The sequence below is a fragment of the Cyanobacterium sp. IPPAS B-1200 genome, assembly GCF_001747005.2.
GTDB lineage: Bacteria > Cyanobacteriota > Cyanobacteriia > Cyanobacteriales > Cyanobacteriaceae > Cyanobacterium.
The window spans coordinates 1,687,582-1,704,736 of the sequence record NZ_CP182899.1; the positions used below are offsets into that span (position 1 = coordinate 1,687,582).

The 17,155-nt window shown below is 37.5% G+C and carries 17 protein-coding genes; 9 read left to right on the forward strand and 8 right to left on the reverse strand.

The window, feature by feature from the left end; translation table 11 throughout:
- Positions 1 to 44: 44 nt before the first annotated feature.
- Both A5482_RS07710 and acnB read left to right on the forward strand, forming a co-directional pair.
- The gene (locus A5482_RS07710) at positions 45 to 419 is read left to right on the forward strand and encodes a DUF3226 domain-containing protein (RefSeq protein WP_446684839.1); all 375 of its coding nucleotides are present in this window, start codon (positions 45 to 47) and stop codon (positions 417 to 419) included.
- Between the two features lie 107 nt (positions 420 to 526).
- Positions 527 to 3,130, forward strand: coding sequence for a bifunctional aconitate hydratase 2/2-methylisocitrate dehydratase (gene acnB / locus A5482_RS07715; RefSeq protein ID WP_069791898.1), 2,604 nt, complete (start codon positions 527 to 529; stop codon positions 3,128 to 3,130).
- A gap of 44 nt (positions 3,131 to 3,174) precedes the next feature.
- Here acnB and A5482_RS07720 read toward each other — a convergent pair whose 3' ends face one another.
- The 3 genes from A5482_RS07720 to A5482_RS07730 form a co-directional block, all read right to left on the reverse strand.
- Positions 3,175 to 4,308 (reverse strand): hypothetical protein, encoded by a 1,134-nt coding sequence (locus A5482_RS07720; protein ID WP_141712721.1) that lies wholly within the window; start codon positions 4,306 to 4,308, stop codon positions 3,175 to 3,177.
- Between the two features lie 37 nt (positions 4,309 to 4,345).
- Positions 4,346 to 4,648, reverse strand: a complete 303-nt coding sequence (locus tag A5482_RS07725; RefSeq protein WP_083260499.1) for a hypothetical protein — start codon at positions 4,646 to 4,648, stop codon at positions 4,346 to 4,348.
- Positions 4,649 to 5,483: 835 nt separating this feature from the next.
- Positions 5,484 to 5,654 carry a hypothetical protein gene (locus tag A5482_RS07730; RefSeq protein ID WP_161486853.1) on the reverse strand — a complete coding sequence of 57 codons (171 nt, stop codon included), beginning with the start codon at positions 5,652 to 5,654 and terminating at the stop codon, positions 5,484 to 5,486.
- On the opposite strand from A5482_RS07730, the gene A5482_RS07735 reads away from it, so the two are divergent.
- The 4 genes from A5482_RS07735 to A5482_RS07750 all read left to right on the forward strand — a co-directional run bounded on the left by A5482_RS07735 (position 5,642) and on the right by A5482_RS07750 (position 10,353).
- A complete protein-coding gene (locus A5482_RS07735) occupies positions 5,642 to 9,274 on the forward strand; it encodes a hydantoinase B/oxoprolinase family protein (RefSeq protein ID WP_446684746.1) in 3,633 nt (1,210 codons plus the stop codon). The two genes, A5482_RS07730 and A5482_RS07735, sit on opposite strands and share 13 nt — an antisense overlap.
- 138 nt (positions 9,275 to 9,412) lie before the next feature.
- Positions 9,413 to 9,667 (forward strand): SemiSWEET transporter, encoded by a 255-nt coding sequence (locus A5482_RS07740; protein WP_069791895.1) that lies wholly within the window; start codon positions 9,413 to 9,415, stop codon positions 9,665 to 9,667.
- Positions 9,668 to 9,671: 4 nt separating this feature from the next.
- Positions 9,672 to 10,007, forward strand: coding sequence for a hypothetical protein (locus A5482_RS07745; RefSeq protein ID WP_069791894.1), 336 nt, complete (start codon positions 9,672 to 9,674; stop codon positions 10,005 to 10,007).
- A complete protein-coding gene (locus A5482_RS07750) occupies positions 9,988 to 10,353 on the forward strand; it encodes a hypothetical protein (RefSeq protein WP_069791893.1) in 366 nt (121 codons plus the stop codon). Before A5482_RS07745 ends, A5482_RS07750 begins: the two co-directional genes overlap by 20 nt.
- A gap of 111 nt (positions 10,354 to 10,464) precedes the next feature.
- On the opposite strand, the gene A5482_RS07755 is transcribed toward A5482_RS07750, so the two are convergent.
- Together A5482_RS07755 and A5482_RS07760 are read right to left on the reverse strand one after the other, a co-directional pair.
- The gene (locus tag A5482_RS07755) at positions 10,465 to 11,409 is read right to left on the reverse strand and encodes a glutathione S-transferase family protein (RefSeq protein WP_069791892.1); all 945 of its coding nucleotides are present in this window, start codon (positions 11,407 to 11,409) and stop codon (positions 10,465 to 10,467) included.
- A gap of 11 nt (positions 11,410 to 11,420) precedes the next feature.
- Entirely contained in the window at positions 11,421 to 12,035 is a 615-nt protein-coding gene (locus A5482_RS07760) for a 2-dehydropantoate 2-reductase (RefSeq protein WP_242412026.1), read from the reverse strand.
- A 119-nt stretch (positions 12,036 to 12,154) separates the two neighbouring features.
- On the opposite strand from A5482_RS07760, the gene A5482_RS07765 reads away from it, so the two are divergent.
- The 3 genes from A5482_RS07765 (at position 12,155) to A5482_RS07775 (ending at position 15,197) form a co-directional block, all read left to right on the forward strand.
- On the forward strand, positions 12,155 to 13,801 hold the full coding sequence (locus A5482_RS07765; RefSeq protein ID WP_069791890.1) for an acetolactate synthase large subunit: 1,647 nt from the start codon (positions 12,155 to 12,157) through the stop codon (positions 13,799 to 13,801).
- Positions 13,802 to 14,079: 278 nt separating this feature from the next.
- The gene (locus A5482_RS07770) at positions 14,080 to 14,811 is read left to right on the forward strand and encodes a sirohydrochlorin chelatase (RefSeq protein ID WP_069791889.1); all 732 of its coding nucleotides are present in this window, start codon (positions 14,080 to 14,082) and stop codon (positions 14,809 to 14,811) included.
- Positions 14,808 to 15,197: a hypothetical protein gene (locus A5482_RS07775; RefSeq protein WP_069791888.1), complete on the forward strand. Its 390-nt coding sequence runs from the start codon at positions 14,808 to 14,810 to the stop codon at positions 15,195 to 15,197. Before A5482_RS07770 ends, A5482_RS07775 begins: the two co-directional genes overlap by 4 nt.
- A gap of 146 nt (positions 15,198 to 15,343) precedes the next feature.
- Here the strand turns inward: A5482_RS07775 and A5482_RS07780 are convergent, their stop codons facing one another.
- The 3 genes from A5482_RS07780 to ndhC form a co-directional block, all read right to left on the reverse strand.
- Entirely contained in the window at positions 15,344 to 15,874 is a 531-nt protein-coding gene (locus A5482_RS07780) for an NAD(P)H-quinone oxidoreductase subunit J (RefSeq protein ID WP_069791887.1), read from the reverse strand.
- Between the two features lie 6 nt (positions 15,875 to 15,880).
- On the reverse strand, positions 15,881 to 16,624 hold the full coding sequence (gene ndhK / locus A5482_RS07785; RefSeq protein ID WP_369816760.1) for a photosynthetic/respiratory NAD(P)H-quinone oxidoreductase subunit K: 744 nt from the start codon (positions 16,622 to 16,624) through the stop codon (positions 15,881 to 15,883).
- Between the two features lie 149 nt (positions 16,625 to 16,773).
- On the reverse strand, positions 16,774 to 17,136 hold the full coding sequence (gene ndhC, locus A5482_RS07790) for a photosynthetic/respiratory NAD(P)H-quinone oxidoreductase subunit C (RefSeq protein ID WP_069791885.1): 363 nt from the start codon (positions 17,134 to 17,136) through the stop codon (positions 16,774 to 16,776).
- Positions 17,137 to 17,155: the final 19 nt, after the last annotated feature.

The window sequence follows — 17,155 nt, forward strand, 5'->3', positions numbered from 1 at the left end:
AAAACCTATTTCGCAACAACTCTATTAACTTTCAATCATTACAAATAGGTCAAGTTAGTAAGATGAGTAACCCTCGATTTGGTGTTTTTATCTTACCTGATAATCAAAATCAAGGTACTTTGGAATCGATATTGATTGAATGTGCAGAAACTAAATATTCTGACTTGTTGAAATCAGCAACAAAATATATTGAAGAGATTGATCAAACTAAACTAACAACAAAAGACTTGAAAGACTTTCATAAACCTGCGGGGAGAAATAAGGCAATTATATCTACTATTAGTAGTATTTTAAAACCAGGAAAAGCCATACAAGTTTCCATACAAGATAATAAATGGATAAATGAAGAAAGTGTTAGATTACACAGTATGACTCTTATAAAAGATTTTATTAATGATTTAATCAATGGGAACAATTAAAATATTGATCGCCCCTTAATCAACTCGATACATTAAATACAAAATCAGAGTCTCGGATCTTGATATGCTTAAAATAGTAGATTATGGTAAAAATTAAGCAAAATATTATGACTTGGTTAGAAGAATATCATCAACACGTGGAAGAAAGAGCAAAGTTAGGCATTCCTCCCCTCCCTCTCACTGCCGAGCAAACATCGCACCTATGCGAAATGTTGCAAAATCCTCCCGAAGAATTGAAAGAAGAATTAATGATGTTGCTTCGCGATCGCATTCCCCCCGGAGTTGACGAAGCATCCTACGTTAAAGCTGGATTTTTAACGGCGATCGCCAAGGGGGAATTAACCTCCCCTATCATCTCCAAACAAGGAGCAGTGAGCCTTCTGGGTACCATGATGGGCGGTTATAACGTGCAATCCCTCGTTAACCTGCTCAAATCTCCCGATGCCAACATCGCCTCCGAAGCAGCCAACGCCCTTAGCAAAACCCTGTTGGTATTTGATGCCTTCAACGACGTATTGGAATTGTCAGAAACCAATCCCTACGCCAAACAAGTAATTGACGCATGGGCAGAAGGTTCATGGTTTATCAGTAAACCCAAAGTACCTGAAACCATTACCGTCACAGTATTCAAAGTGCCGGGGGAAACCAACACCGACGACTTATCCCCCGCCCCCCATGCCACCACTCGCCCAGATATTCCCCTCCACGCCTTGGCGATGCTCGAATCAAGTATGCCAGAGGGATTGGAAACCATTGCCAGACTAAAAGAAAAAGGGCATCCCGTCGCCTATGTAGGTGATGTCGTTGGTACAGGCTCATCTCGTAAATCCGCCATTAACTCCGTATTGTGGCATCTAGGGGAAGAAATACCCTTCGTACCCAACAAAAAAGCAGGGGGTTATATCCTAGGTGGTAAAATCGCCCCTATCTTCTTCAACACCGCCGAAGATTCTGGTGCCCTACCCATCGAATGTGACGTTAATCAATTTAACACTGGGGATGTTATCACCATTCACCCCTATGAAGGAAAAATTACCGCTGAGAATGGCGAAACCCTAACCACTTTCACTGTCAAACCTGAAACCATTTTAGATGAAGTGAGAGCAGGGGGACGTATTCCTTTATTAATTGGTAGAGCTTTAACCGATAAAACTCGTCAAGCGTTAGGATTAGAACCTAGTACCCTATTTGTACGTCCTACTCCCCCCGTAGATAGCGGTAAAGGGTTTACCCTCGCTCAAAAAATGGTAGGAAAAGCCTGTGGAGTGGAAGGTATCCGCCCTGGCACTTCTTGCGAACCAATTATGACTACCGTAGGTTCTCAGGATACCACAGGGCCTATGACAAGGGATGAGTTAAAAGAATTGGCTTGTTTAGGTTTCAACGCAGATTTAACCCTACAAACCTTCTGCCATACCGCCGCCTACCCTAAACCTGTGGACATCAAAACCCATAAGGATTTACCCGACTTTTTCGCTACCCGTGGCGGTGTATCTCTCAAACCGGGGGATGGCATCATTCACTCTTGGTTAAACAGAATGTTATTACCTGATACTGTCGGCACTGGAGGCGATTCCCATACCCGTTTCCCCTTGGGTATTTCTTTCCCCGCAGGTTCTGGTTTAGTGGCTTTTGCGGCGGCATTGGGTGCTATGCCTTTGGATATGCCTGAGTCGGTATTGGTGAAGTTTACTGGGGAGTTACAACCGGGGGTAACTTTACGAGACATCGTTAATGCCATTCCTTGGGTAGCCATGCAAGAAGGCAAGTTAACCGCTGGAAAGGGTGACAAAATTAATGTCTTTAATGGTCGTATTATGGAGATGGAAGGTTTACCCGATCTCAAAGTAGAACAGGCTTTTGAATTAACCGATGCAACGGCAGAGCGTTCTTGTTCTGGTAGTACCATTAAACTAAGTGAAGAAACGGTGGCGGAATATCTGCGCTCTAATGTTAGTTTATTAAAAAACATGATTGCCCGTGGTTATCAGGATGCGCGTACCATGTTACGTCGTATTGCCAAGATGGAGGAATGGTTAGCAAATCCTTCCCTGATGTCTGCGGATGAGGATGTGGAATATGCTGATACCATCGTTGTTAATCTCGATGAAATTAAAGAGCCTATCGTAGCGGCACCCAATGACCCTGATAATGTTAAGCTCATGAGTGAGTGTGCTGGGGATAAGGTGGATGAGGTGTTCATCGGTTCTTGTATGACAAATATAGGACATTACCGCGCGGCGGCGAAAATCCTTGAGGGTGCTGGTACTGTGAAAGGGCGTTTATGGATATGTCCTCCTACCCGTATGGATGAGCAACAGTTGCGCAATGAGGGGGTTTACGGTGTGTTTGCGGCGGCTGGCGCTAGAACTGAAATGCCGGGTTGCTCTCTGTGTATGGGTAATCAAGCCCGTGTGGAAGATAATGCCACGGTATTTTCTACTTCTACCCGTAATTTTAATAATCGTATGGGTAAGGGTGCAAGGGTTTATCTTGGTAGTGCGGAGTTGGCTGCTGTGTGTGCTTTACTTGGTAAGATTCCTACTGTGGAGGAGTACATGGCGATCGTTTCTGAGAAAATTGATCCTTTCAAGGATGACTTATACCGTTATTTGAACTTCAATGAAATTGATGGTTTTGAGGATGAAGGGCGCGTTATTGCTTTAGAAGATATGCCGAAAATCGAGGACATTTTAGGTATGCCTGTATAATCTATAGGGTGGGCATTGCCCACCTTTTCTTTTGTTTATTTATTTTATAAAGATGCTAAATTTATTTTTGTTATTAATGAATTTTGTATTTCCTCTAAATTAGGCACAATTCCAATTTCAGGGTTTTGTAAAGTTTGATACTTAAACTCAGTGAGATAGTCTAAGATATTTTGTCGTAAAATAGGACGAGAGTTTGTTACCATATTATTATAATCCCAAACATCCCAAGCAATAAATCCGATAGCGAGAATAGGATCAATTAATTGAGTAGCAGAGATGGCAACGGACGCACCACCTTTTACTGCCAATTTACTCCCTGCTTTTAAAGCAACATTGCTAAATAATTTTGCACCAATGACAGTGGCACCGACAACGGTGGTTTGTGTTAATAAAGCACTACCAAAATTATCCGCCGATAAACCAGATTTACTATTGCCAGTATTGTAAATTAAATTAGCTAATTCGCCTAAATGACCATCCCAATCTTCGTCTGGTATTTTATATAAATTCTTCACTTCAGCAACACCTATCTCTACGGAATGACCATATAAATTACCAGTTCTTTCAATAATTTTAATAAACTCTTTTTGGGATGATTTTGTAAAGACTAATTCTTGAAATTTATTGTAAAAATCTTCTGTTAATCTTTTTTGTATAACTTCAGAAGAATTAAGGTTTTTTTCATCTTCTTTTCTAAACACTTTTAAAGGCTCGTCTAATTTAAAAACAATCCAACTTAATGCTCCACCATATTCTATAGCTTTCTGATACCAAAAATTAAAGTACCAATTTAAAAATCTTTCATCTACATTTACCATGAGTTTATCAATATAATTATCTAATTCTTCACTGGCAAAGTCTTCCGCACTTTTCAAACTTTTCTTCATATTTTCTACCAGACGTTTATCAACGTCATACCAGTCTGTTAATTTTGCATCTGCAATAGCAATATTATTTTTATTTATTACTTCTGAATAAGCGATTTTAACGTCAATCAAAAACTGAGAAAAAATTAAACAAATAATAACGAGAATAATCGTAGCTTTCTTCGCTAATTGATTAAATATAGTCAACATAATTACTTCTTTCCTTGCAAAATTTATGGGTAAGATTAAGCTATTAGATAAATGTGTCAACTCAGGTAAATCAAGAGTTTTTGAGGGTTGAAAAATGTTCAACCCCTATGAATTTGACAAAGGAACAAAATAGGCTGTTTTAGGTGACACTTAAAGCGATACTTTCTTGAAGTTGATTGATAATCGCCATAATTCCTGTTTGTGGATCATAGATAAGAGAATCCTTGACTTCTTCTAAGTAATCCGCTAAATTTTCCTTCAGAATAGGTCTTTCTACTTGAGCCGTATGGTTAATGTCCCACATATCCCATAAAATAATACCAACACCGACTGTGGCATCTAAGAAGGTGCTACCTATTTTCGTAGCGATTAATCCTCCCGTTTTAGTGGCTACTTTAGCTCCAGCCTTTCCTGCTAGTTTTAGAGTAACTTTACTACTCACTGTAGGTATAAGTTTTACCATCAGAGGTTTAAGGACGACATAGGCTGTGCCTCCTGTAAATACTTTTAACGGAGTATTAGAAATGTTGCCCTCGGTGTCATAAATACTAACAGCAATATCCTTTAAGTAGTTATTCCATTGGTTTTGAGGAATTTTGTATTTGACGGGAATGTTGTTAACATTGTGTTGGACTTGATCTAGATAATGTCGTACTATTTGATTGGTAATTCTTTCTATTTGTAATTGAGCAATTTGAGGGCGTAAAACCCTTTTTGCAAATTCGGTTTGAAAATCAGCTGTTATTTGTTCAGCTATTTGTTGGTTAATATCTTTATTATTAAATCCTAATAGTTTAAAAGTTCCCGCTTTTAATGCGGTAAAAAAACCTTTATATTCTATCTGTTTTTGATTAAGATAGCCAAAATACCAGTCTAAAAAGTCGGGATCTATTCTACTTACTAATTCATCAGTCCATGTTTCTAATTCTTTCTCTGCATATTGATTCGTATTTTCATAGGCTGATTTTAAACTATCTTGAACCGCAATATCTATTTTTTGCCAATCAATTTTAGTTTCTTTTATGGTAATTTCTTTGGCTGGCTTTGCTTGACTTTGACTAAAAGAATTAGCGATAATTCCTTGTCCTATTAGGGGAATAATTACTAAAATGACAACTAAAGCCCATAGATAAGGGGCAAAAGATTTTAATATACTGGCGATCGCAACTAAAAAATTACTCCACGCATTAATTTTCTCAGTGGCACTTTCCGGAAGTGAAATATTTTTTATGATAACTTTGCTTATTCAGAAGTATTGGATATTAAAGGAGCTATTCTTATGGGGGTGCAGAACGATTCTGATAAGCTAAATTAGGTAGAATTAAAAAATGAAAAGTATAGTCATGGCGATCGCACCTTTGTTGAGAGTATAGAGTGCGATCGCCTTTTATACTATTTATAGCAAGATTTTTACTGTGGAGAAGTAAAGAGGAAAATGGCGATCGCACATAATAATAAATGGCAGTTTTGGATTGATAGGGGTGGTACTTTTACTGATGTTATTGCCCTAAATCCAGAAAAAAAGCTAATCACCCATAAATTATTGTCAGAAAATCCTAGTCAATATTCTGATGCTGCCGTGGAGGGTATTAGAGTTTTGATGGGTTTATCCGAAAGGCAACCCATGCCCTTAGAAAACATTGAAGTGGTGAAAATGGGAACGACGGTAGCCACCAATGCCTTGTTAGAAAGAAAAGGGGAAAGGGTGGTTTTAGTTACCAATGAAGGTTTTCAGGATGCGTTACGCATTGGTTATCAACATCGCCCCAATATTTTCGCCCGTGAAATTATTTTGCCTTCTATGGTGTATGAGGGGGTAATCGAAGTCTCCGCTCGTTATTCGGCTCATGGTGATGAGTTAATCTCCATAAATGAGGAAAAAGTTATTCAAGATCTACAACAGGTATATAACCAAGGAATTAGGTGTTGTGGCATTGTCTTGCTCCATGGTTATCGTTACCCAGACCATGAAAAACGTATAGGGGCGATCGCCCGTAACCTCGGATTTACACAGATTTCCCTCTCCCATGAAGTTAGCCCCCTGATGAAATTAATCAGTAGAGGAGATACCACCGTCGTCGATGCCTATTTATCCCCCATCTTACGCCGTTATGTAGAGCAAGTGCAACAGGAAATGACAACCAGAGGACAAAAAGACACCTTACCCAAACTAATGTTTATGCAGTCCAATGGAGGGTTAGTCAGCGCATCTCAATTTCAAGGTAAAGATAGCATCTTATCAGGCCCTGCGGGGGGCATTGTGGGCGCAGTGAAAACCTGTCAAAGAGCAGGAATTAACAAAATTGTCACCTTCGACATGGGAGGTACTTCCACTGATGTCGCCCATTTTAACGGGGAATACGAGCGCACCCTAGACATCGAAATTGCAGGGGTAAGACTACGCACCCCCATGATGGCCATCGACACCGTAGCCGCTGGAGGAGGCTCTATTTGTACCTTTGACGGGTTAAATTATCGAGTGGGGCCAGAGTCAGCAGGAGCAAATCCAGGGCCTGGTTGTTACGGCAAGGGGGGAGATTTAACCATAACTGATTGTAATTTATTTTTAGGTAAAATACAACCTCAATTTTTCTCACAAATTTTTGGGATGGATGGTAAATCACCCTTAAATATAGAAGTAGTTAAACAGAACTTTATTGATATACAAAATCAATTAGATAATCCCATTTCTACTGAAACAATTGCCTCAGGATTCCTACAAATAGCAGTAGAGAAAATGGCGATCGCCCTCAAAAAAGTATCCCTACAAAAAGGCTATAACATCAGTGAATATACCCTCTGTTGTTTTGGGGGGGCAGGAGGACAACACGCCTGTTTAATCGCCGAATCCTTGGGTATCAAAAATATCATTATCCATCCTCTCGCTGGAGTTTTATCTGCCTATGGCATTGGCTTAGCAGACATTCGCATCATCAAAGAAAAAAGCCAAGAAAAAACCTTTACCCCTTCCCTAATAAGCTCATTAAACCAAGATTTTGAGCAACTTAAACAAGAAACTTTCACCGAACTATCTCACCAAGTAAACAAAATTGAGCCCAAAAAAATTACCTATAAACAAAAAATATATCTCAAATATCAAGGCACAGATTCACCCCTCGAAATAGACTATTATAACTACTCAGAAATTATACAACAATTTAACCAAGCTCACAAAAAATTATATGGCTTTATCCTCGAAAATAAACCCCTGATAGTTGAACAAATTTCTCTCGAATTAATTAACCCTACCTATGAAGATACATTACCAGAAATAGAACAAAAAACAGTAAAACAATTAACTCCCATTACCCATGTACAACTTTACAGCAAAAATCAATGGCATAATACCCCTGTTTTTCAACGGCAAGAAATTCCCCATCATCAACCTATTATAGGTCCAGCATTAATTATCGAATCCACAGGCACAAATGTGATCGAATTAGGTTGGCAAGGACAAATTAATCAAGATAACAATTTAATTATCACAACAGTCAATAATCAAGTAAAAAATAATAACTTATCTTCCGAGAAAAAAGCAGTTGAAAAAGATTTAATCTTACTAGAAATTTTTAACAATCTTTTTCGCTTTATCGCCGAAGAAATGGGTATTACCTTACAAAAAACTAGCTATTCTGTCAACATAAAAGAAAGACTAGATTTTTCCTGTGCAATTTTTGACAAAAAAGGGCAATTAGTCGCTAACGCTCCCCATATTCCTGTCCATCTCGGTTCTATGGGGGAAACAGTAAAAGCCCTAATTAATAGTAAGGGAAGCCAACTAAAAAAAGGAGATGTTTATATTACAAATAATCCCTATAATGGTGGAACCCATTTACCCGATATTACCGCCATCACTCCCGTATTTATTAACTCAGAAAAACCAGACTTTTTTGTAGCTTCTAGGGGACACCATAGCGACATCGGGGGAATAACTCCCGGTTCCATGCCTCCTATGAGTAAAATCATCGAAGAAGAAGGCATTTTAATCGATAATTTTTGTTTAGTAGAAGCAGGAAAATTACGGGAAAAAGAACTATGGAAATTACTAACAAACCATCCCTATCCTGTACGCAATTATCAACAAAATTTAGCCGATTTACAAGCACAAATTGCTGCCAATGAAAAAGGCTTACAAGAGTTAATAAAACTGGCAGACTATTACGGCTTAGAAACCGTTAAACAATATATGGACTTTGCCCAAGAAAATGCCGAGGAATGCGTAAAAGATGCCATCAAATTACTAAAAGATGGTCGATTTACCAGTCACTTGGACAATGGCGCCAAAATCAGCGTGACAGTAACTATCAATGAAGAAAAAGATCGAGCTACCATCGATTTTACAGGCACATCAGCGCCCCAGGACAACAATTTTAACGCCCCCATGTCCGTATGTAAGGCAGTGGTTTTATATGTATTTCGTACCCTTGTTGATAAAGATATTCCCCTCAATTCAGGATGTCTCAAGCCCCTAACAATTATCATCCCTTCCAACTGTTTTTTAAATCCTCAATATCCATGCGCCGTGGTAGCAGGAAATGTGGAAACCTCCCAACAAATAACTAATTGTCTCTATGGCGCTTTGGGTGTCATGGCAAACTCCCAAGGCACGATGAATAATTTTACTTTTGGCAATAACAAATATCAATACTATGAAACCATCTGCGGAGGTTCAGGGGCAGGGTATAATTACCATGGTACAGATGCCATTCAAACCCATATGACTAACTCCAGATTAACAGATCCTGAAGTGTTGGAGTGGCGTTTTCCCGTGCGTTTAGACTCTTTCTCTATCCGCAGGGGTAGCGGTGGTAAGGGAGATTTTCGAGGGGGTGATGGGGTAATCCGTCAAATTCGCTTTTTGGAATCCATGACGGCGGCTATTTTATCGAGTCATCGCAGGATACTTCCATCGGGTTTAAATGGTGGTGGTAAGGGTATGGTGGGTAAGAATTATGTGATAAGAGAGAGTGGAGAGGTTGAAACTTTGGGGGCAACAGCGGAAGTGCAAATGAATGTTAATGATGTCTTTGTTATTGAAACTCCGGGGGGAGGAGGAGTAAATAATTGATAATTAATAATGGATAATATTCGGAGAGTTTAAAAGGTTCATTATAGCTAAACTTTTAACTATTTTAATTTATTAATTCTTAAAGATTTTAAGTAATAATATGATAACTTAATCAAATACTTCTGCGATACCTTATTTATGGATATTATTACAATTGTTGGTTTGATGGCTGGTACTCTAACTACGATTTCTTTTCTTCCTCAAGCTCTCAAAACTTGGCGTAGCAAATCAGCGAAAGATATTTCTTTAGCCATGTTTCTTTGTTTTTGTATTGGGGTAATTCTTTGGATTATTTATGGTTTTTTTGTTAAAGATATTCCTGTGTTGTTAACTAATTTAGTGACTTTAATTTTGGCAGGCAGTATTCTTTTCTTTAAACTGAAGTTTAAGTAATTTAATGATTCTTATTATTACAGTTTGTTCTATAAATGTTTTAATGGCGATCGCCCTTATTTTAATATTTATAAAAATAATAAAAATTAATAGTAAACTAAAAGAAATCAATCAATTATTAGAAGGAATAGAACCAGAGTTAAAGCTGGTATTAAAACAAATTCCTCTGTCAATTTTAACCGTAGGCTTAGAAGTAAAAAAATCTAAATTAAAATATCAACAGTGGAAGTATAACTATCAAAAAATCCAAAAAATTATTATAATTGCGAGAATAATTTATACTGTTACCCGCAAAGCAAACATTTCGATAATATCTAACCATGAAATCACCACAATTTAAAACAAATCTTGACTATGAAAAAGCAAATCTACTAATGCAACCTGTCTATATCAGAGTAGTAGATAACATTAGAAAACAAGCAGAGATAAATAATTGGGATGTAACCTATAAGGAAATTAATGAACCCTTTCCCAGTCATATTTTAACCCAAAAAAAACGAGATATAGTAAAAGAAACTAATGTTTGGTTTATCTGTTTTCAAGTTTGTTTTAAAGAGTTTACCACAGAAAAAAATGAACCCGTCGAAATTGATTCCATGTTAGTAAATGAGTCTGGAGAATTAAACTGGGATGAAATAGAAAAGAAAACTCGATTAATTGTCAGTAGTTGTTTTTCTGATAATTAATATAGCATTTATCATAGTGATGAAGAATGCTTATTATTTCCAAGTTTACCGAATTTGTGGGGGAGTTAGGCGAATTACTTTGTATTTGGTGAGCATAGTAATTGCTACATCTTAATCTTGATAATTTGGTACACCTAATGGGATTATTCCCCCTGGGTTGAGGGGGAAAAGATTACCATAATAGTCTTGTTTTATAATTTGAAAGTTGCACGTTTCCTTAACTCCCTCTAAGTTATATATTTCTTTACAATAACGAGAAAGATTTGGATAGTCAGTAATTCTCTTAATATTACATTTAAATAAACCAAAATAAACTAAATCAAAACGTATTAAAGTAGTAAATAAACGAACATCTGCAAGGGTTAATCTATCTCCGCACAAATAGCGATTATTCTCTAATACTATTTCTATTTCATCTAAGAGGTTAAATAATCCGTAACAAGCATCTTCATAAGCCTGTTGAGTTTGAGCAAAACCACAACGATAAACTCCATTATTAACATGGTGATATATTTTTTTGTTCCAATTATTTATTATTTTGCCTAATTCATCAGGATATAAATTTAATTCAGGATAAGATGCAAATTGATTAAAACAATTATTAAGTAAAACAATTATTTCTGAACTTTCATTATTAACAATAGTTTTAGTTTTTTTATCCCATAAAACTGGCACGGTGCAACGCCCTTGATAGAATGAATTAACTTTAGAATATAATTGTCTTAGGGTATAACAATTTTCTGAACCTTGAGGAATTATCCATCCTCCATCGGCTGGAGAAGGGGTAACAATTACTAAGTCAATGACTTCTTCCAAACCTTTTAATTTTCTAACAATGAGGGTACGATGAGCCCAAGGACAACTTAAACCAGCGTAGATGGTGTAACGATTTTTTTCTGGTATATAATCGCCATTTTCATTAACTGTATTGCTGTAGGTGCTTGAAGGGCGCTGATAGTTACCATTTTCACTAGGGGCTAAATTAGACATCATTAATTGCCACATGGTTTTCCATGTCGTTTGGGCAATTTGAATTAACCATTTTTGATTTAACATACATTTATGTTTCAGACATTAACGGCAATTAAACCTAAGTCTATATATTTTTTTATTACTAATTTATTGTCCTCTAAAATAGCATCAAGACTATAAAAGTGGTGAATAGAGTTATTTTCAATATTTCCTTTTAATTCTAGTTTGAAAAATCTTGATTTTTTGCCTTGAATTCTTCTATTAAAACGTATTTTTACAATAACTTTTTCTGCTTTTCTATTGAAATATAAGATTTCTCCTCGGATAGAAAAATAATCTTTTTTGAGACTTTTTTCTGATACAGTATGATTTGAGTCTTCGGGAGGAGAAATACCGACTATTTGTAAGTAGAGTTGCTCACTATTGCGAATTTTGTGGGGATAAACAATCCAGCTTTGAGTTGTATTAGTGTCCACATGATTTTTTATAGAGCCAATAGCCCTTGACAAAATTACACTATCACATTTTTGTCCATCCCTTGTTTCCATCACCCCTTTAGTTAGTTTTCCTTCGAGAGGAGTGTATTTTCCTTGTATTATTCCTATGGCCCGATATTGTTTAGGATGACTGGGGATGGGAATCGGATTATAAGAAAAGCCATCTAATTCGGGTAAAAATTGATTAGGATTAGATAAGGGGGGATTACTCAAATTCACTCTAATTATTAAGATTAAGGATTAATAGAAAAAATTATATATTCAGTTACCTTTAGGATAGCTTTTTCTGAGGCACGGGGAACAAATTAACCATAAAAATGTGAGGAGTAGATATGTCTCAACTAAACACAGCAGAGTTATTAATTAAATGTTTAGAAAATGAAGGGGTAGAGTACATTTTTGGTTTACCGGGGGAGGAAAATTTACATATCCTCGAAGCACTAAAAAGCTCTACTATCCAGTTTATCACTGTTCGTCATGAACAGGGGGCAGCGTTTATGGCGGATGTTTATGGACGTTTAACGGGTAAGGCGGGGGTGTGTTTATCTACTTTGGGGCCAGGGGCTACTAATTTAATGACGGGGGTTGCGGATGCGAACCTTGATGGGGCGCCTCTGGTGGCAATTACGGGGCAGGTAGGCACGGATAGGATGCACATTGAGTCTCACCAGTATCTGGATTTGGTGGCGATGTTTGCCCCTGTGACAAAGTGGAATAAACAAATTGTGCGCCCTGGTATTACTCCAGAGGTGGTGCGTAAGGCTTTTAAGGTGGCACAGAAGGAAAAGCCGGGGGCTGTACACATCGATTTACCTGAAAATATTGCGGCTATGGTAGCTGATGGAAAGCCCCTCAGAATTGACCAAAAAGAGAAAATTTATGCGTCTCACCGTAGTCTCAATGGGGCGGCTTTGGCGATCGCACGGGCAAAAAATCCTTTAATTTTGGCAGGAAATGGCACTATTCGGGCAAGGGCAACGGAATCGTTGACGGAGTTTGCTACCCGTTTAAATATCCCTGTGGCGAATACTTTTATGGGTAAGGGGGCTATTCCTTATATTCATCCTCTATCTTTGTGGACGGTGGGTTTACAGCAACGGGATTTTATCACCTGTGGATTTGAACAGGCAGATCTTATCATTGCGGTGGGTTATGATTTAATTGAGTATTCCCCGAAAAAATGGAATCCTGACGGCACGACTCCCATTGTCCACATTGGCACCCATTCGGCGGAAATTGATAGTAGTTACATCCCTGAAGTGGAGGTAGTGGGTGATATTGCCGATGCCCTTGATGAAATTGGTAAAAGGTGCGATCGCACTGGTAAATCAATTCCTTTTTCTGCTACTCTAAGGAATGATATTCGAGAAGACTACGAACAATATGCCCATGATGAAGGCTTTCCCATCAAACCCCAAAAAATAATCTACGATTTAAGACAGGTAATGGGTTCAGAAGATATAGTTATTAGTGATGTAGGCGCCCATAAAATGTGGATGGCTAGGCATTACCACGCAGAAGCCCCCAACACCTGCATTATTTCTAACGGCTTCGCTGCCATGGGTATTGCCATTCCTGGGGCATTGGCCGCTAAATTAGTCTATCCTGACAAAAAAGTTGTGGCTGTCACAGGGGATGGAGGATTTATGATGAATTGCCAAGAATTAGAAACCGCCGTGAGAATAAAAACCCCCTTTGTTACTCTCATCTTCAATGACAATGCCTACGGCTTAATCGGCTGGAAACAAAATAATCAATTTGGCTCATCAAGTTTTGTTGACTTTACTAATCCAGACTTTGTCAAGTTTGCCGAAAGCATGGGTTTAAAAGGTTATCGAGTTACTTCTAGTGAAGATTTGATTCCTATTCTCAAAGAAGCCCTCGCCCAAAATGTTCCTGCCGTTATCGATTGCCCCGTGGATTATGCCGAAAATCTACGTTTTTCTGAAAAAGCAGGGGATTTAAGTTGTCCTATTTAACGGCTTATGACAAGGCAAAAGATTATTAAAAATAAGTAATTGATAATGAAATTTTGCCGTTGTTTAATGATGGTATGAAATACTACTAAATTATTCAATCAATCTCTTTATTGTTACTGTTTTTTACTTATAGCAATTATCATGGTTATGGGGTACAAAATGATCCCCCTAAATCCCCCTTAATAAGGGGGACTTGAAAATCATAAATGTATCTCATAATTATAAAAAACGCTATATCTCCTGAATTAAAGCACTTTTTTATTAAACTCTAAATATAAATGAATAATGACACAGGCTATCTTTTGGTAGTGCATGGCAGTAGAAATTCCCAATATCAAATTTATCTTGATACCCTCGCTAATTTAACTCGTCAAGCATTGGAAAAAAAAGCCATAAAAAGCCATTTGGAAACTGCATACCTCGAACTTTCTCAACAATCTTTGGGGCAAAAAATAACAGAATTTGCCCACTTTTGCCATGAAAAAGGATATAAACAAATCAAAATATTACCTTTATTTCTCTTTTCAGGCACCCATGTAATGGAAGATATACCCGAAGAAGGTGCGATCGCCCTTAAAAATACTTCCAAGATTGGTATAGATATAAAAATATTACCCCATTTAGGCTCAGAAGATTCAGTAACAGACTTATTAGAACAAAAATATCAAAAATATCCTAATCATACTCGACTATTAATAAGCCACGGTACAAGACTAGAGAAAGGAAAAAAAGAAGCTCAATTATTAGCACAAAAAACCTCCGCAAAACTTGCTTTTTGGTCAATGAATCCTTGTTATGATCAAACTATCATACATTTACTTGAATCAGGTACTAAAAACATCGCGATGCTTCCTTACTTTTTATTTCCTGGTAAAATTTTAAAGGCGATCGCCCTTAGAGCCGAAGAGATAAAAAATCAGTATGATAATGTTAATATACAAATTATAGACCCTTTGGGAGCTACCCCCGAATTAGCCGATATAATAGTAGAAAATCTCCTCAAACAATGATCATAAAAGCCCTCATTATATGGTTATTAATAGCTTTAGCAGAAACTATACAGGGTATTATCAGAATTAAATTTGTGAGCCGAAAAATAGGAGAACCTTTAGCAAAAAAACTCGGTATAATTAGCGGTTGTTGTTTAATTTTTATCATTAGTTGGTTTACAATTCCTTGGATACAACCCACTACTATTATTGATAGTTTATTAATTGGTTTATTATGGTTATTTTTAATGCTCAGTTTTGATATTTTACTGGGTAGATATGTTTTTCACTATTCATGGAAACGAATTGGCTACGACTTCAATATCTATCGAGGAGGTTTTTTAGCAATTGGTATGGGTTTTTTATTCCTCGCCCCTACTTTAGTATTCGTCATGAGAATAAATTAATTGATCACGATCTTAATTTAGTCGGGATTACTAGAGATAAAATAAATTATCCTATTCATTATTATAAAGCCATAGAAAAGGGCGATCGCCCTGCGTCCCATAAAAACGCAAAGAAATCACCCAAAAATTGATTAATAACAAAGGTGTTAATAAGCATCCTGAAGCTCATAAAAATCAGGAGAAATATAATCCTTTCGTAAAGGCCAACCTACCCAATCCTCATTCATCAAAATACGTTTAAGATTAGGATGACCCTCATAGATAATGCCATACATATCATAACTCTCCCTTTCTTGCCAGTCTGCCGCTCTCCAAATCCAATATACAGAAGGAACCTTGGGCTCTTCACGACTGAGGAAAACCTTAATTCTGACCTCTTGGGGAGTATCCGCATTATCACTAACCCTTGTCAGGTGATAAAAACTAACCAACTCCTTACCAGGCCCTAAATCATAAGCCCCCTGACATTGAAGATAATTAAAACCATAGGCATATAGAGCCGTGCAAATAGGTAACAAATATTCAGGCTCAACTTGGATTAACTCAATACCAGAATGATCTTTTTCCAAAGATTGATGATCAAAACCATTCTCCGTCAACCACTTAGAAGCTACTCCAGCCTCAACAATTTCAGCATTTTCAGTGGTTTCTACACTTTCTTGATTTTCTTCACTCATTTACTCTTAAGCCTCCTCATTTTCTTTACTGGTTTCTAATGCTGAGTTTACGGGCATACCCATAGCCGCAGCCAATTCCGCTGGGGGATTTTTCAACAACTCATTGCGAAGATATTTACCATCTAAAATGGGTTTAACCATCTTCAGATTATGGGTTGTACTATAGTAACGATTAGTCTGACTTTGTACAGTACCCCTCTCTTGGATAGATTCATTCGCCACCTTTTTCCTTAACTTGATAATGGCATCAAAAATCGCTTCAGGGCGAGGAGGGCAACCAGGAATATAAACATCCACAGGGATTAATTTATCAACCCCACGCACAGCGGTGGTAGAATCACTGCTAAACATTCCCCCAGTAATGGTACAAGCACCCATGGCAATAACGTATTTAGGCTCAGGCATTTCTTCATACAATCTAACCAACGCAGGAGCCATCTTCATGGTGACAGTACCAGCAGTGATAATTAAATCAGCCTGACGGGGGCTAGAACGTGGTACTAAACCAAATCTATCAAAATCGAAGCGAGAACCGATCAAAGCCGCAAATTCGATGAAACAACAGGCAGTACCGTAAAGCATTGGCCATAAACTAGATAGCCTAGCCCAGTTGTGCAAATCATCAACGGTGGTTAAGATGACGTTTTCTGATAAATCTTGAGTAACCTGACTTCTGGCAATGGGATTAAGAATTTTGTCTTTGGCTGTTTGTTCCAAAGTTGCTAAATCAGGAGTTGAATTGTTCATAATAATTTTTTATTTTAATAGCTGTCTTTGCTTCCATCTCAATTTTAACCGTACTCTTGAACTTCTTATGCTCGTACAGAGTAGTTAAAAGCATTTTATCTTGACTGAATCTTTGATAATGGTGTGGATCATGAAAAATAATTATTCATTACTTAAGACCATTCTAAAGCACCCTTACGCCAAGCATAGACGAGAGCAACGACCAAAATAGAGATGAAAATAAGAGCTTCTACAAAGGCAAGTAATCCGAGGGTATTAAAAGCCACAGCCCAAGGGTAGAGGAAAACAGTTTCCACATCGAACACCACAAACACAAGGGCGAACATATAATAACGGATATTAAATTGAATCCAAGCGCCGCCAATGGGTTCCATTCCCGATTCATAGGTGGTGCGTCTTTCTGGTCCCCCAGTTCTAGGTCTAAGTAATTTTGAAGCAGTTAAGGCTAAAATAGGCACTAAACTACTGACAAGTAAAAATCCGAGAAAATATTCGTAACCGCTAAGAACAAACATGAGTTAAGTTAGACTAAAT

What these genes read in the sequence shown, in the direction of transcription:
- A5482_RS07750 (WP_069791893.1), top strand. Translation starts at nt 9,988, where the DNA reads ATGAAATCACCACAATTTAAAACAAATCTTGACTATGAAAAAGCAAAT.
- A5482_RS07755 (WP_069791892.1), bottom strand. Translation starts at nt 11,409, where the DNA reads ATGTTAAATCAAAAATGGTTAATTCAAATTGCCCAAACGACATGGAAA.
- A5482_RS07775 (WP_069791888.1), top strand. Translation starts at nt 14,808, where the DNA reads ATGATCATAAAAGCCCTCATTATATGGTTATTAATAGCTTTAGCAGAA.
- A5482_RS07780 (WP_069791887.1), bottom strand. Translation starts at nt 15,874, where the DNA reads ATGAGTGAAGAAAATCAAGAAAGTGTAGAAACCACTGAAAATGCTGAA.
- A5482_RS07735 (WP_446684746.1), top strand. Translation starts at nt 5,642, where the DNA reads ATGGCGATCGCACATAATAATAAATGGCAGTTTTGGATTGATAGGGGT.
- acnB (WP_069791898.1), top strand. Translation starts at nt 527, where the DNA reads ATGACTTGGTTAGAAGAATATCATCAACACGTGGAAGAAAGAGCAAAG.
- A5482_RS07740 (WP_069791895.1), top strand. Translation starts at nt 9,413, where the DNA reads ATGGATATTATTACAATTGTTGGTTTGATGGCTGGTACTCTAACTACG.
- A5482_RS07770 (WP_069791889.1), top strand. Translation starts at nt 14,080, where the DNA reads ATGAATAATGACACAGGCTATCTTTTGGTAGTGCATGGCAGTAGAAAT.
- A5482_RS07765 (WP_069791890.1), top strand. Translation starts at nt 12,155, where the DNA reads ATGTCTCAACTAAACACAGCAGAGTTATTAATTAAATGTTTAGAAAAT.
- ndhC (WP_069791885.1), bottom strand. Translation starts at nt 17,136, where the DNA reads ATGTTTGTTCTTAGCGGTTACGAATATTTTCTCGGATTTTTACTTGTC.
- A5482_RS07745 (WP_069791894.1), top strand. Translation starts at nt 9,672, where the DNA reads ATGATTCTTATTATTACAGTTTGTTCTATAAATGTTTTAATGGCGATC.